Below are 14,087 nucleotides of genomic sequence, written 5' to 3'. Positions count from 1 at the left end.
ACGGGTAGCCGGTCCGTGGCCGGGCCCCGGACCGGCTACCCGCCGCAGGTCCCGTCCGTGGCCGGGAGGCGGCCCGTCGTCAGGTAGCGGGTGACGGTGGGGTCGACGCAGGAGGGGCCGTTGACGACGACGCCGTGGCCCTCGCCGCCCGTGACGGTGAGGAGGCGGGAGCCGTGGAGGGCGCGGCGCATGCCCTGGGCCATGGCGAGGGGGGTCTTGGGGTCCCACTGGTTCTGGACGATCAGGGCGTTGACGTCGTTGTCGACGACGGTCGCCGGTTCGAGGGCGGGCTTCCAGAAGGCGCAGGGCTGGATGTTGGCGCCCAGGTCGCCGGCGAGGGGGCGGGTGGCGCGGTCGCGGACGGCGTCGCGGCGGTACTGCTCGGGGTCGCGCGGCCAGCTGCGGGTGTCGCCGCAGAAGACGGACCAGGCGACGGCGGCCGCGTTGTCGGACAGGGAGCCGGTCTCCAGGGCCGGGGCGGCGGGGCCGCCCTCGGCCGAGGCCTTGAGGGCGACGATCCAGGGGGTGACCTCCGCGGGCTGGACGAAGGCGGCGTACGTGGAGCGGATGGCGTCGCCGGTGAGCGTGCCGCCCGTGGTGGGGACGGGCGTGCGGTCGGCGCGGGCGATCAGCGCCCAGTACGTCTGCCGGACCTGCGCCCCGGTCGCGCCCAGGTGGTACGTGGTGTCGCGGGCCGCGGCCCACTCCGTCCAGCGGGTGAAGGCGAGTTCGGCCGCCTCCGACCAGCCGCGGAAGACGCCGCGCCAGGCGAGCGTCGGGTCGACGGCGCTGTCGAGCACGAACCGGTCGGCGCGCTGGGGGAACATCTGGGTGTAGACGGCGCCCAGGTACGTGCCGTACGAGTACCCGAAGTAGGAGATCCGCTTCTCCCCCAGGGCGGCGCGGACGACGTCCATGTCGCGGGCGGTGTTGCGGGTGGTGATGTACGGCAGCACGTCCCCCGCCTTGGCGCGGCACTTGTCGGCCACCGTCCGGGCCCACTCCACGTCCTTGGCGAACGTCCCTGCCGCGTAAGGGTGTTGGAAGCTCCGCTCGGCCTCGGTGAGATCGCAGGCGACGGGCGAGCTCCGCCCGACCCCGCGCGGGTCGAAGCCGATCAGGTCGAAGCGCGCCCGCACCTCCGGCGCCAGCACGGTCTCCATGTCCACGGGCATGGTCAGCCCGGGGTCGCCCGGGCCGCCGGGGTTCATCAGCAGCACGCCGTGGCGGTCCTTCGCGCTGCCCGCCTTGACCCGGGAGACCGCGATGTCGATCGTCCGGCCCGAGGGGGCCCCGTAGTCCAGCGGGACCTTGACCTTCGCGCACTCGAGGGCGGCCGGCTGGCCCACGTCGCAGCGCTCCCAGTGGAGTTGCTGCTGGGCGTACACCCGGAGCGGTTCGTCGACGGAGGACGCCGCGGGGGACTCCGCGAAGGCCGTCGCGGGGGTGAGCGCCGCCAGCACGGTCGCCACCGCCCCGACCGCCCCCACTGCCGTTGCGGAAGTTCGCCTGTCACGCAGAACCATGCCAGTCCCCTGTACAGAATCGGTGCCTCGGAATGCCTCCAGTCTCCGGGCCGCCGGGCCCACGCCGCGTACGGCCGACGGATGGGCTCGCGCTCCGACTTGCGGCGTACGGCGAGGCCCTTTCGTGGGCCTGAGGTCCCACCCGGGGCTCAGGGTTGAGGCATGCTCGGGGCATGAGCGGAGAGTTCGAATCGCTGGCGAAGGCCCTCGTCGCGTACCGGGAGAGCCAGGGTCTCTCGGTGCAGGAGGTCGCCCACCGCGCCGAGTTGAGCATGGCGACCATCCGGTGCTTCGAGCGCGAGACCGGACGCACGCCCACCCCCTTCGTGGCCGAGCGGTTCGAGGTGATCCTCGGCCTCCCTCCGGGCACCATCCCGTCGGAGCCCAACGGCGGTGGGCCCGAACCCTCGTAGGGTCCGGGCCCACCGGGGCGACCGTCGGATCAGCCGATCTTGAGCCACGGGCTGAAGCCGCCGCCCGGGGCGCCCTGGCCGGTGCCGACGATGTCGGCGCCGTTGGAGACGTACACGGCGACCGTGCCGTCCTGGGCGAGGATCACGCTCGGGTCGCTCGCGACGCCGCCGGTGTCCCCGATCTGCACCCAGGGGAGGAACCCGCTGCCCGGGGCCGTCTGGTTGGTGCCCAGGATCGTGGTCGCCGAGGTGCGGGCGTAGAGGGCCACCCGGCCGTCCGCCGTCTGGATCACGGCCGGCTTGCCGGTGAGGTTCCCGGTGTTGGACAGCTGGAGCCACTTCCCCGACGGCGCACCGGGCGCCGCCTGGTCCGTCCCGACGATGTCCGCGCCGTTCGAGACGTACACGGCGACGTTCCCGCCGCTGCCGAGCAGCACCGTCGGGTCACTGGCGACGCCGCCGGTGTCGCCGATCTGCGTCCAGGCGCCGAAGGCCCCGTGCGGAGCGTCCTGGATGCTGCTCAGGATCGTCGTGGCGGAGGTGCGGGCGTAGAGGGAGACCCGGCCGTCCGAGCCCTGGATGACGGCCGGCTTGCCGGTCAGGTTCCCGGTGTTGGACAGCTGGAGCCACTTCCCCGACGGCGCACCGGGCGTCGCCTGGTCCGTCCCGACGATGTCCGCGCCGTTCGAGACGTAGACGGCCACGCCGCCGTCCCTGGTCAGCAGGACGGTCGGGTCGCTGGCGACGCCGCCGGTGTCCCCGATCTGCGTCCAGGCGCCGAAGCCGCCGTGCGGAGCGTCCTGGATGCTGCTGACGATCGTGGTCACGGAGGTGCGGGCGTAGAGGGCGATCCGCCCGTCCGCCACCTGGACCACCGTCGGCCGGCCCACCAGGTTGCCGCCGCCGTACAGCGTGAGCCAGGGGCCGAAACCGCCGCGCACCACGCTCTGGTTGGTGCCGTACAGGTTGCCGTCCGCGCCGATGCTGTAGAGCGCGATGGTGCCGTCCGGGGCCTGGAGCGCGCTGACCGACTGGTACTGGGTGGCGTTCGGGACGGTGAAGGAGCCGCCCTGGTAGGCGTGGTTCTGGCCGTCGATCTCGCTGGCGATCATCGAGACGGTGTAGGCGCCGGCGGGCAGGGCCGACGTGTTCAGCGCGTATGGGTAGTTGGTGGCGCCCCCGCCGGCGCGCACCTCGCTGCGGTAGCCGTTCGGGCCGGTGACGACGTAGTCGAGCCAGTTGATGACGCCGCTCTGGGTCGGGTGCGAGGTCAGGTTGAGCGTGCCGGAGACGGTCTGGCCCGAATTGAAGCCCCAGAGCAGGACGTTGAAGCCGGAGGGGATCGCGGGGGCGACGGTGCCCATCCGGTAGTAGCCGATGTTGCCGGTCGGCGGGGTCCAGGTGTGGCGGCGGACGATGCCGTCGCCGCCCCAGTTGGCGTCGACGACCTCGAAGGTGCCGTTGTGGTAGTTGGTGAGGACGATGGCGGTGTGCATCTTGTCGGTGCTGTCGTAGGTGCCCATCTGGATGATGTCGCCCTTGACGGCGGTGGCGGCCGTGACGGCGACGCCGCCCACGTCGGTGTAGCTCTTCTGGTAGTTCCCGTTGGGGTCGACGGGGTACTGGCTGCGCCCGCTCACCATCGAGACGACGCAGTTGACGAACTGCTTGCACTGGTCGCCGCCGGGCCGCCCGGCGTCGGCGCAGGCCGAGGTGCCCGAGCCGACCGGGTTGCCGCCGGAGTCCGTCCGGTAGTAGGCGAGGGCCTTGTCGGCCAGGGCGGCGTTGTCGTACGAGCCGACGGCGTGGGCGGGGGCGACGGTCATCAGCGGCGTGACGAGGGCGCCGACGCAGGCGGTGACGAGGCCGGCGAAGGAGAGGCGGCGGGCGGCGGTGGCGAGCTTCACGGGAGTCTCCGGGGAAGTGGGCACAGCACGTCAGGAAAGGTGGATCGCGGCCGCGTAGCGGTGGGCGGTGCCCGCCGAGAGGGCGTGGGAGAGCAGGCGTTCGGCGTTGGCGACGGCGTGGGCGCGGTCGTCGGCGCGGAGGAAGAGCATCACGGCGATGCCGTCCGGGGCCGGCGTGGCGCGGACGTGTTCGAGGCCGTGCTCGGGGGCGGCGTGCGCCCACAGGATGTCCTCGACGATCCGTGCGGCGGCGGTCGTGGGCGGCGTGCCGCCGGCGTCCACGACGGTGACCCGGACGGTGAGCACGGCGGTCAGACCCGGGCCGGGGCCGGGGTCGGCGCCGGACCGTCCCAGCCGATGCCCGCTGGGGTGGGGGTGGGGGTGGGGTTCGGGCCGTCCCAGCCGATGCCGGACGGGGTAACGGTGGAGGTCGGGGCCGGGGCCGGGGTCGGCGTCGGGCCGTCCCAGCCGATGCCGGAGGGGGCCTTGCCCGCGAGGACGGTGGTCGGGCCGTCCCAGCCGATACCGGACGGCCCGTCGGAGGCGAGCGCGGCAGTGGCGGCGGGCGCCAGGGCGCCGGACAGGGCGACGGCGGCGACGGTGGTGGCGAGCATGCGGGCGATCTTGGACATGGCGGTCCCCCCGGACGGCGTGGGTAGTGGTGTGGTCGAGCCGCTGCCGGGACGTTCGAGCGTCCGGCCGGCTGCCCCGGGAGGCCTTCCGGCGGTTGTTTCCGCCGCCCTCCCGGTGACCACAATCCTGCTCGCCGCCGACCCGCCCCGGAAGGCGGGAAGCCCTTCAGCAAGCGGCCTGGCCGCATCAGGACGCTCCCCCGCCCGGGCAGGGGTCCGCTTGTGGAGCCGTCAGCCTGGCTGGGATGATTCCGCCGTGCCGTACGACAGTACGACGCGTTCGAATGTCGCACCGGGGGGCTGCGCACATGCAGGACATGTTGGACATGCTCGGGTTGGACGGCGCCGCCGAAGCCGTCTACCGGGCCATGCTCGCCGATCCTCGGGGAGGGGTGGACGAGCTCTGCGCGCGGCTCGCCCTCACCGAGGCCGCCGTACGGGAGGCGCTGGACCGGCTCGCCGACCTCCAGCTGCTGCGCGCGTCCCGGGAGGCGCCGGACCTCCTGCTGCCGGTGAGCCCGGAGCTCGGGCTGGAGCTGATCCTGCACCGCCAGGAGCAGGAACTACTCCGCCGCCAACGGGAGTTGGAGATCGGCAGGGCGGTCGCCGCCCGGGCCATCGCGGAGTACGCCGATCTGCGGCCGAACACCCCGACCGAGAACGCCGAGCGGCTGGTCGGCCTGGACGCCGTCCAGGCGAAGCTGGAGGTCCTCGCCCGGGGCGTCACCGGCGAGTGCCTGGCGGTGATGCCCGGCGGTGCGCAGTCCCGGGCCAGCCTGGAGGCGTCGCGGCCGCTGGACGAGGCGGCGATGCGGCGCGGGGTGGCGCTGCTGACGCTCTACCAGGACAGCGCCCGGCACGACCCGGCCACGCTCGCGTACGCGCGCTGGATGACCGAGGAGACGGGGCTGGTCCGCACCTGCCCGACGCTGCCGCCCCGGATGCTGGTGTTCGACCGCGAGATCGCCGTCGTCCCGATCGACCCGGCGAACACCCGGCTCGGCGCCCTGTGCACCCGCGAGCCGGGGATCGTCGCCTCGCTGGTCGCGCTCTTCGAGCGGACCTGGCAGGACGCCGTCCCGCTCGGCACCGACCGGCCCAAGGACGCCGGGACGGGCCTGAGCGACACCGAGCGGGAGCTCCTGCGGCTGCTCGCCTCCGGCCTGACGGACGAGGCCGCCGGCCGCAACCTCGGTATCTCGGCCCGCAGCGTCCGGCGCCAGATGGCCGGGCTGATGGAGCGGCTGGAGGCGTCGAGCCGCTTCGAGGCGGGCCTCAAGGCGGCGCAGCGCGGCTGGCTCTGAGCGCGGGGGCCTACCGGCCGGCCCCCGCCACCCGCGCGTCGTGGACCCGCCCCGCGACCCGCGCGTTGTGGACCCGCAGGCGGACGGCGGCCGAGCGCAGCAGCGGCACGGGCACGCCCAGCGCCTCCGCCCGTGCCACCAGGTCCCCGAAGATCTGCTCCGCCTCGACGGGGAAGCCCGCGCCGTAGTCCCGGAACAGCGAGGAGGTGTGCTCGGACCCCTGCGCGGTGAGCTGCTCCCGCGTCCGGGCCTGCACGGCCTCCGGGACGGGGTACCCGGCGGCCGCCGCGACGGAGGCGGCCTCGGCGATCACGGCCTCGGCCAGCGCCGTGCCGCCGGGCGCGGCCGCGACCTCGCCGACCGTGCCGCCGCCCAGGACGTTGACGCCGCCGAGGCTCGCGATGAACGCCCACTTCGACCACATGGCGGCGTCGATCGCGTCGGTGAGCGTGGCGCCGAACCCGGCGCCGGACAGCGCCGCGTGGACGCCCTCGACGCGCCCGTCCGTACGGCCGCCGCGCACGCCGTAGGTGAGGCTGCCCATGTCCGCGAGGACGGCCACGTCCCCCTGCTCGTCCAGCGTGGCGACGACCATGGCGACCCCGCCGAGCACCGCCTCCTCGCCGAACCGCTCGACCAGGGCGTCGATCTGCCGCAGGCCGTTGAGCATCGGCACGATGCGGGTGTCCGGCCCGACCGCCGGCGCGATGTCCTCCACCGCCGAGGCCAGCCCGGACTCCTTGACGCCCAGCAGGATCACGTCGTACGGGCCGTCGATCCGCGCCGCGGCGACCAGGTGCGGCCTGGTCACCGTCTCCTCGCCGCGCCCGACGATCCGCAGGCCCCGCTCGCGCAGCACCCGGGCGCGGCCCTCCCGGACCAGGAACGTGACGTCCCGCCCGGCGGCGTCGAGCCGCCCGCCGAAGAAGCCCCCGGTGGCGCCGGCCCCCACGATCAGAATCCGCATCATGCCCCTTCCACGGTCGCGCTGTTCCAGCGAGAACCGTGCCGTGGCGTGGATCATTCCGCCCGGCCCGCCCGGCGGGCGCCCCCTGCTGCGAGGATGGTGCGGCCCCGCACCACACACGCCCCTGTCGCAGAGAGGCCGCGCCCTTGACCGCCCGCGAGTCCCGCGAGTCCCGCGCCGCCCTGCTGAGCCGACTGCTGCCGGACGACCGACCCGACCAACTCCCCGTACAGCAGGGGCAGTTCCACACCGTCGTGATCGGCGCGGACCGCGTCGTCCGCCTGCCCCGCACCCCGGCGGCGGCCGCGCGGCTGCCCGGCGGAGCCGACGCGCTGCGCCTCCTCGCCGCGCTCGACCTCGGCGTCCGCACGCCCGAGCCGCTCGCCGAGGGCAGCGGCGAGCAGCCGTACCTCGTCCTCACCCGGCTCCCCGGCGAGCCGCTCCCGCCGGAGGCGCTCGACGACGACCGCGTGGCCGAGTCCGCAGCGGCGCAGGTCGCGGCGCTGCTCGGCGCGCTGTCCCGCACCGGCCGCGACGGCGCCGTACGGGCCCAACTGCCAGCGGCCCAGGCCCCGTCGCGGCGGTGGCGGGAGTTCGCCGAGGGCGTGCGCGCGGAACTGTTCCCGCTGCTCTCCGACGGCGGGCGCCTGCGGGCCGAGCGGGAGCTCGCGGCGCTCGACGGCATCCCCGATCGCACCGACGCCCTGGTGCACGGCGACCTCGGCCCCGAGAACCTCCTCTGGGAGCGGGCGCACGGCCTGCCCCGCCTCGCCGGGGTCCTGGACTGGGACGACGTCGCGCTCGGCGACCGTGCCGAGGACCTCGCGGCCGTCGGCGCGGGCTACGGCGACGGCTTCCTGCGCCGGGTCCTCGCCCTGGGCGGCGCCCCGGACAGCACGCTCGCCACCCGTGTCTCGGCGATCCGCGGCACCTTCGCCCTCCAGCAGGCGCTCTGCGCCCTGCGCGACGGCGACACGGACGAGCTCGCGGACGGCCTGGCCGGCTACCGCTGAGGCGCGTCCTTCCGCGTAGTGCGACTTAGCGCGACCGCCGTGAGCGACCACGCCCGACGACTGGGGCCGCCCCCTCCCCAATGGCGGAGATCGGCTACGTCCGACCCCCGGCACGTGGGAGAGTCGTGGCCATGCCCGTCACCCCCCTCGGCCCCACCCGCCGCACCCTGGCCGCCCTCGCCGTCCTGCTCGCCGCCGCGACGGCCCTCACCGCCTGCGGCGAGCAGCGCACCACGGCGACGGCCGGGCCCGCCGACCCCGCGACGGCCGGGCCCGCCGAGGCCACCCCGTACGTCGACCCCGGCATCGTCGACGGGGCGCCGCACAACCGCGACAACCTGGCCTACCGCCGCGCGAAGGAGATCACCCCGGCCCAGACGGCGGACGCCAAGCGCGAGGCCGACAGGATCGAGCCGGTGCTCAAGAGGCTCTGGGAGCAGGGCTCCTGGACGCCCGAGGTGGTGCGCTCCCAACTGATCGCCCTCGGCTACCAGGTGGAGCGCACCGGCCCGAACGGCGAGATCCTCGGCGGCACCCTCGACGTCCGGGCGATGGACTCCCGCTTCGAGACCGACCACTACGTCACCCCGCCCGGCGCCCGGATCGGCCTGCGCGTCCACCCCGACACCTGCGTCTCCGCCTCGGTCGACCCGTCCACGTACGCGGTCTCGGTCAACGGCACCTACCCGGAGACCGGCAGCTGCTTCCAACCGCCGTACGGCCACTGAGCCAGGCCGCTACGGCCGACGCCCCCGGAAGGTGCGGCGCAGGTCGTCCACCCAGGCCTCGGGGTTCTCCCAGGGGATGAAGTGGCCGCCCCGCTCATGGGCGTTGACGTTCACATGGTTGAACCAGGCCGCCTGCGGGCCCGCGAGGAACGCCTCGACGCGTTCGGCGGCGGTGCGGATGCCGGGCGGGTTCTCGTACGCGACCAGCGTCACGCCCACCGGGGCCTCCACGGCCGGGGTGCGATCGTGCGAGCGAGTCCAGGGGTAGCGGTTGGCATTGGCGTAGTAACGCACGGATGTGGCAATGGAGTTGTTCACCCAGAAGATGGTGGCGTGAGTGAGCAGGTCGTCCCTGGTGAAGACGGACTCGACATCGCCCCCGTCGTCGCTCCACGCGTGCCAGCGCTCCAGCAGCCAGGCGAGCAACCCGGCCGGCGAGTCGCTCAGCCCGTGGGACAGGGTGGCGCCGTCGAGCATGTGCACCGCGACGTGCGGGGCGAAGCGGTGGTCCAACTCCGCGATCCTCGCCCGCACTTCCTCCGACTGCCCCTCGACGAGCGGCATGGCGCGGGCGAAGTTCCAGGCTCGCTGGCCGTTGAAGAAGTCCAGCGGCAGCCCGGAGCCGATGTGGATGCCGTACAGCTCGTCCGCGTACTTGTGGCCGAGCTGACTGGTCACCACCCCGCCGACGTCGCAGCCGCCCGCCGCGTACCGGCGGTACCCCAGCACCTCCGTCATCAGGACGTGCCAAAGGTCCGACACCTTCCAGAAGTTGACGTCCGGGAACCCCCTGAGCGGCCCCGGGAACCCGAACCCCGGCAGAGAGGGCACGATCACCTCGAACGCGTCCGCCGGATCACCCCCGAACGCCCCCGGGTCAGCGAGCGGGTCGATCACCTTCGACCAGTGCCAGAACGTCCACGGCCACCCGTGCGTGAGGATCAACGGCACCGGCCGGGGGCCCTTCCCCGCCTTCCGCAGGAAGTGCACGGGCACCCCCGCGACCTCCACCTCGTAGTGCTCGTACGCGTTGATCGCCGCCTCGGCCCTGCGCCAGTCGAACCCGTCCCGCCAGTACGCCACCAACTCCGCCAGGTACCCCGCCGGCACCCCGTACGCCCAGTCCTCGTTCCCCTCCTCCACCGCCCCCCTCGTCAACCCCAACCGCACCCGCAAATCCTCGAGCACCCCCTCCCCCACCCGGATCGGCCTCGGCTCCAACGGAAACGCCTGCGGGTCGGCCATCACTCGACTTCCTTCCGTGCCACGGGGAATCGCGATCCCCGCCAGTCTCCCAAAAGATTTCTCCGTCAGGAGACCCCGGAGCCGCCCGGAACGGCCCCGTAGGCACCCCTGGTGAGGCCGGGGCCGCTCGCCGGGGCGGGGCCGGGACGGCGGCGGCGAGGGCCTCCGGGGAGGGGCCGACGGGCCCCGTTCCATCGATCGCCACATAGGCCCTGACCTGGTGTTTTCCCAGAACTCGCCTAGGCTGTGCGGGAGTTCCACCAATCCTTGGGAGGGATCGTCATGAGCAGCGAATCCACCGGCTACGGGCCTACCGACATCGAGGTGCTGACGGGCCGGGAGGCCGTACGGAAGCGGCCCGGGATGTACATCGGCTCGACGGGCGAACGCGGCCTGTGCCACATGGTGTTCGAGATCGCGGAGCGCGCGGTGAACGAGGTCCTCGCCGGCCGCGCGAGCCGGGTGGACATCACCCTCACCCCGGACGGCGGGGTGAGGGTCGCCGACGACGGGCCCGGCGATCCCGAGCTCGGCGACCGCCTGACGACCCTGGGGGCCGTGCCGGGCCCCCGAGGCCGCGTCGACGTACCGCTCGGGTACGTCGGCGTCGGGCCCTTCGTCGTCAACGTCCTGTCGAGCCGCCTGACCGCCGAGGTCCACGGCGAGCGCGTCCAGGCGTACGAACGCGGCATCGCCGTCACCCCGCCCGCCGCAACGGGCCCGGCAGCCGGCCAGGGGACGGCCATCACCTTCCACCCCGACCCGGAGGTCTTCGACGGGACGGCGCTCCCCTTCGACACCCTCGCCGAGCGCTTCGACGAACTCACCTACCTCAACCGCGCGTTGGACATGACCCTGACCGACCTGCGCACCGAGGGCGAGCCTCGCTCTCTCCGCTTCCACCACCCCGACGGCGTCCGCGAACTGGTCGCCACCCTGGACGGCGAGGACACCGACATCCTCGCCTGCGAACGGGAGGACCCGCGCATGGGGGGCATGATGGAACTGGCCCTGCGCCGACGCGACTCCGGCGAGCCCCGCATCCGCGGCTTCGCCAACAGCCGTGCCACGTACGACGGTTCGCACGAGGCCGGCTTCCGTGCAGGCGTCGCGGCCGCCCTGACCGCCTACGCGCGGGCACACCGCCTGCTGCCGGAGACTGCCCCCGACATCGACCCCGAGCGCGCGACCGAGGGCCTGACGGCCGTCGTCTCGGTGAAGCTGGACGCCCCCGAGTTCCAGGGTTCCACCCGCGATGTGCTCGGCAACGCCGCCGCCCGCGCCTGTGTGGAGGAGGCCGTCCGGGAGTGCCTCGCGGGGTGGTTGGAGGAGCGTCCGGAGTGGGCCTCGGGGTGGGTGCGGCGGGTGGGGTGAGGGTCAGTCCTTCGGGGGGCGGCCGCAGACGATGTCGTAGTCCTTTCCGGCGTTGGCGCACCAGAGTTTCTTGACGTCCGGGCCGGTGTCGTAGCGGGAGAGGCCGCGGTTGGGCGGGCTGCAGGGTTCCTTGCCCTTGAGGGGGGAGTACTTGGGGCAGTCCCCGTTCTCCAGTTGAAGGAGGTGGGCGCGCAGGGCGTCGAGGCCCATGTCCTCGACGCCCGGGTTGGTGGAGGGCATGAAGCGGTTGGCGGACCAGGAGCCGCCCATCGCCCCGAACAGGGCGACGGCGCAGACGAGTCCGGCCGCCAGCTGGGCCGTCGCGCGCGGGGTGACCGGCAGAAGACGCGCGCCGCGCTCGTGGGCGAGCATCACGCCGAGGACGGCCAGGACGATCAGGCAGTAGAAGATGATCCAGGTGGTGCGCGGGTACAGCTGGACGGCCTGGTCCTGCTCCATCCTGGAGGCGAACCAGAAGCGCAGCAGCCAGGCGCCCGCCAGGACGAAGCCCGTCGTGCGGACCACGACGTTGCCCAGGCCCAGGCCCACCCCGAGGCCGGCGCCCAGGAGCAGCAGCACGCCGAAGCCCGTCTGGCCGGCCAACTCGCCCGCCTGGGGCCAGTCGTGGTAGGTGAGGGTGCCGGCGCGGTCGGAGGCCCAGCCGGTGACGTAGGCCGGGTCGATGTAGGTGTTGATGTACGCGTACCGGTCCATCGTCGTGGCCCCCAGCCGCACCAGCTGGTACAGCAGCGGCGAGCCGATCACCCCGGCGGTGGCGAGCACCGCGCCCGCGAGGACGGCGGCCCGGCGGCGGACGGCCCGGTCCCCGCGCCAGGGGAAGAGCAGCAGGCCGAGGACGAGCGCCCCGGGCGCCGCCCAGATGAACCAGCCCGAGTACCAGAGGAACATCAGCCCGAGCGCGGCGCCGAGGCCGGCCCCGCGGCGCACCGCCGAGCGGGTGGAGAGCTCGCCGGCCCGGCGGAGCTCCCGGAAGCAGGCCGCGAGCAGCGGCAGCAGCACCAGCATGGAACCGTGGCTGTACGGGCGGATCGGGTCGAGAAAGACGATGGAGGTCGGCACCGCGACCGCCATCGCCCAGAACGGGCGCAGCAGGAGCCGCCAGGCGGCGTACGTCATCGGCCCGACGAGCGCGCTGAGCAGCAGTTGCAGGTCCTTGAGCGCGTGGCCCACGCCGACGCTGCCGTGGTGGAACAGCTCGGCCCAGACGGCGAGCAGCCCGGGGAACAGCGGCGGGTAGACGCCCGGCAGGCCCCGGCCCCGCATCATGTCGATGGCCATGCCCATGAGGTTCCCTGGGTCGCCCTCCTGCCCGCCCAGGCCCCACGGGGTGCCGTTGAGGGCCACGGCGATGCCGCCCGCGACGACCCCGGTGCCGAGACCCGCGACGGCGGCGCACACCAGCCGCCGGGCGGTGCGGTAGTGGCGCAACTGGCCCCGGTGGGCGAGGAGGAGGAGCACCGCGAGGAGGGGGATGCCGAGGAGCGCCGCGTACTGCTGGACGGCGGCCAGGCCGCTGACCTGGCCGACCCGGCTGATCGGGTTCACGTCGATGAGCGTGCACAGCAGCATGAAGCCGACGCCGACGCCCGCGCTGACGCCGATCTCGGCCAGCGGCAGCGCGTAGCGGCTCCGCGCGAACCGGGCGAACCGGCCTCGGAGTCTCGCGGTCACCGGGGCAGTGGTCGCCGGAGCGGTGGTCGCCGGATCTGCGGACGGTGTCAACACGTCGTCAGGTCCGCCGAGGGCGTACGGGGCCGGATCTGTCATCTCGGTTCGCTTTCGTGGAGCGGCACGGGCCTCGGGTCGAACGGCCCACCCTGTAAGACGTCCATCCCCTGCCGGGGTTTCGGACGAAGTCGATTTTGCCGTACGGGACCGGGTGGGCCCGCCCGCTCGCGCACCCGGTAGTTTGGACCGGCTGCGGATGCGGAGAACGGGAACGGGGCGGTCGCGATGCCGACGGTGCTCTACAGCGGCGACGACGTGCAGGGCCTGCACGACGCGGTGGCCACGGAACTCGCGCCGCACGAGCTGCGGGTGCGCGGCGACAGCGGCAGCGGCGGCCGGCTGGTGCGCCACTGGCGGGGCGAGGTGTCGGTGTACGAGCTCGGCTGGGGCGTCGACGTCGACGTCGTCCCGGGCGAACTCGCCGACTTCTACAGCCTCCAGGTGCCCCTGGCCGGCGCCGGCTGCGTCACCGTGGACGGCCGCCCCGTCACCACCCCGCTGAGCATCGCCGGGCCCGGCCAGCACCTCGCCATGTCCTTCCCCCGGGGCTGCGTCAACCACGTGCTGCTGATCTCCCGCCGGCTGGTGGACGAGGCGGTGGCCGTACGGCGCGGCGAACCGGGCGCCGCCGCCGTACGGTTCGACCCGGCGCTGGAGCAGGACGGCGAGGCCATGGCCTGCTGGCTGGAGCTCGCCCGCGCGTACGTGCGCGCCGCCGGCAGCGGACTGTTCGCTCGCTCGCCGCTCGCCCAGCAGCACCACGAGCAGTTCCTCGTCCAGGGCCTGCTCGACCTCCAGCCGCACGACCTCGTCCGCACGCCCGCGATGGTCGCCGCACCCGCCGCCGTGCGCCGGGCCGTCACCTTCTGCGCCGAGCACGCCCACGAGCCGATCGCGGTCGCGGACATCGCCCGCGCCGCCCGGGTCAGCGTCCCGGGCCTGCGCCAGGGCTTCCGCGCCCACCTGGACACCACGCCCATGGCCTACCTGCGCGAGCTGCGCCTGGAGCGCGTCCACCAGGACCTGCTCACCGCCGCCCGCGACGGCACCCCGGAGACCGTCACCCAGGTCGCCCTGCGCTGGGGCTTCACACACCTGGGGCGCTTCTCGCAGGAGTACCGCCGCGCGTACGGGCGCCTGCCCTCCCAGGTCCGGTCACAGGGCCGTACGGGCAAGGCGGCCGGTTGAGGCGGTCCGGCGGGGAGGGTGTGTGGACACCGCGTGGACAG

General features: G+C 74.0%; 13 protein-coding genes. 6 read left to right on the top strand and 7 right to left on the bottom strand.

Annotated features, from left to right (window positions below):
• Positions 1 to 35 precede the first annotated feature (35 nt).
• A complete protein-coding gene (locus ACIRRS_RS08815; protein WP_402966880.1) occupies positions 36 to 1,472 on the bottom strand; it encodes an alpha/beta hydrolase in 1,437 nt (478 codons plus the stop codon).
• A 227-nt stretch (positions 1,473 to 1,699) separates the two neighbouring features.
• Between ACIRRS_RS08815 and ACIRRS_RS08810 the strand changes: the two genes are divergently transcribed.
• Complete coding sequence (locus ACIRRS_RS08810; protein WP_402966878.1) at positions 1,700 to 1,939, top strand: multiprotein-bridging factor 1 family protein; 240 nt, start codon at positions 1,700 to 1,702, stop codon at positions 1,937 to 1,939.
• 29 nt (positions 1,940 to 1,968) lie between these two features.
• Here ACIRRS_RS08810 and ACIRRS_RS08805 read toward each other — a convergent pair whose 3' ends face one another.
• Genes ACIRRS_RS08805 through ACIRRS_RS08795 form a run of 3 tightly spaced genes read right to left on the bottom strand, consistent with a single transcriptional unit; the run spans position 1,969 to position 4,478 of the window.
• Positions 1,969 to 3,846: a hypothetical protein gene (locus tag ACIRRS_RS08805; protein WP_402966876.1), complete on the bottom strand. Its 1,878-nt coding sequence runs from the start codon at positions 3,844 to 3,846 to the stop codon at positions 1,969 to 1,971.
• Between the two features lie 30 nt (positions 3,847 to 3,876).
• On the bottom strand, positions 3,877 to 4,152 hold the full coding sequence (locus ACIRRS_RS08800) for a hypothetical protein (RefSeq protein WP_402966874.1): 276 nt from the start codon (positions 4,150 to 4,152) through the stop codon (positions 3,877 to 3,879).
• Positions 4,153 to 4,157: 5 nt separating this feature from the next.
• Positions 4,158 to 4,478 (bottom strand): hypothetical protein, encoded by a 321-nt coding sequence (locus tag ACIRRS_RS08795; protein ID WP_402966872.1) that lies wholly within the window; start codon positions 4,476 to 4,478, stop codon positions 4,158 to 4,160.
• A 308-nt stretch (positions 4,479 to 4,786) separates the two neighbouring features.
• Between ACIRRS_RS08795 and ACIRRS_RS08790 the strand changes: the two genes are divergently transcribed.
• Positions 4,787 to 5,782 (top strand): LuxR C-terminal-related transcriptional regulator, encoded by a 996-nt coding sequence (locus ACIRRS_RS08790; RefSeq protein ID WP_402966870.1) that lies wholly within the window; start codon positions 4,787 to 4,789, stop codon positions 5,780 to 5,782.
• Positions 5,783 to 5,792: 10 nt separating this feature from the next.
• Here the strand turns inward: ACIRRS_RS08790 and ACIRRS_RS08785 are convergent, their stop codons facing one another.
• On the bottom strand, positions 5,793 to 6,752 hold the full coding sequence (locus ACIRRS_RS08785) for a 2-dehydropantoate 2-reductase (protein WP_402966868.1): 960 nt from the start codon (positions 6,750 to 6,752) through the stop codon (positions 5,793 to 5,795).
• Positions 6,753 to 6,895: 143 nt separating this feature from the next.
• Here ACIRRS_RS08785 and ACIRRS_RS08780 point away from each other — a divergent pair, with 143 nt between their 5' ends.
• Both ACIRRS_RS08780 and ACIRRS_RS08775 read left to right on the top strand, forming a co-directional pair.
• Entirely contained in the window at positions 6,896 to 7,762 is an 867-nt protein-coding gene (locus tag ACIRRS_RS08780; protein WP_402966866.1) for a phosphotransferase family protein, read from the top strand.
• 131 nt (positions 7,763 to 7,893) lie between these two features.
• Positions 7,894 to 8,490: a hypothetical protein gene (locus tag ACIRRS_RS08775; protein WP_402966864.1), complete on the top strand. Its 597-nt coding sequence runs from the start codon at positions 7,894 to 7,896 to the stop codon at positions 8,488 to 8,490.
• Between the two features lie 9 nt (positions 8,491 to 8,499).
• Here ACIRRS_RS08775 and ACIRRS_RS08770 read toward each other — a convergent pair whose 3' ends face one another.
• Positions 8,500 to 9,735, bottom strand: coding sequence for an epoxide hydrolase family protein (locus tag ACIRRS_RS08770; protein WP_402966862.1), 1,236 nt, complete (start codon positions 9,733 to 9,735; stop codon positions 8,500 to 8,502).
• A 282-nt stretch (positions 9,736 to 10,017) separates the two neighbouring features.
• On the opposite strand from ACIRRS_RS08770, the gene ACIRRS_RS08765 reads away from it, so the two are divergent.
• Positions 10,018 to 11,109: a DNA gyrase subunit B gene (locus ACIRRS_RS08765; protein WP_402966860.1), complete on the top strand. Its 1,092-nt coding sequence runs from the start codon at positions 10,018 to 10,020 to the stop codon at positions 11,107 to 11,109.
• A 3-nt stretch (positions 11,110 to 11,112) separates the two neighbouring features.
• On the opposite strand, the gene ACIRRS_RS08760 is transcribed toward ACIRRS_RS08765, so the two are convergent.
• On the bottom strand, positions 11,113 to 12,801 hold the full coding sequence (locus tag ACIRRS_RS08760; protein WP_402966858.1) for a hypothetical protein: 1,689 nt from the start codon (positions 12,799 to 12,801) through the stop codon (positions 11,113 to 11,115).
• 282 nt (positions 12,802 to 13,083) lie between these two features.
• On the opposite strand from ACIRRS_RS08760, the gene ACIRRS_RS08755 reads away from it, so the two are divergent.
• Positions 13,084 to 14,046 (top strand): AraC family transcriptional regulator, encoded by a 963-nt coding sequence (locus ACIRRS_RS08755; protein WP_402966856.1) that lies wholly within the window; start codon positions 13,084 to 13,086, stop codon positions 14,044 to 14,046.
• Positions 14,047 to 14,087: the final 41 nt, after the last annotated feature.

This window comes from Kitasatospora sp. NPDC101183 (genome assembly GCF_044767945.1).
GTDB lineage: Bacteria > Actinomycetota > Actinomycetes > Streptomycetales > Streptomycetaceae > Kitasatospora.
Note: the sequence above shows the minus strand (reverse complement) of the source record. Positions and strands in the feature narration are given on the sequence as shown.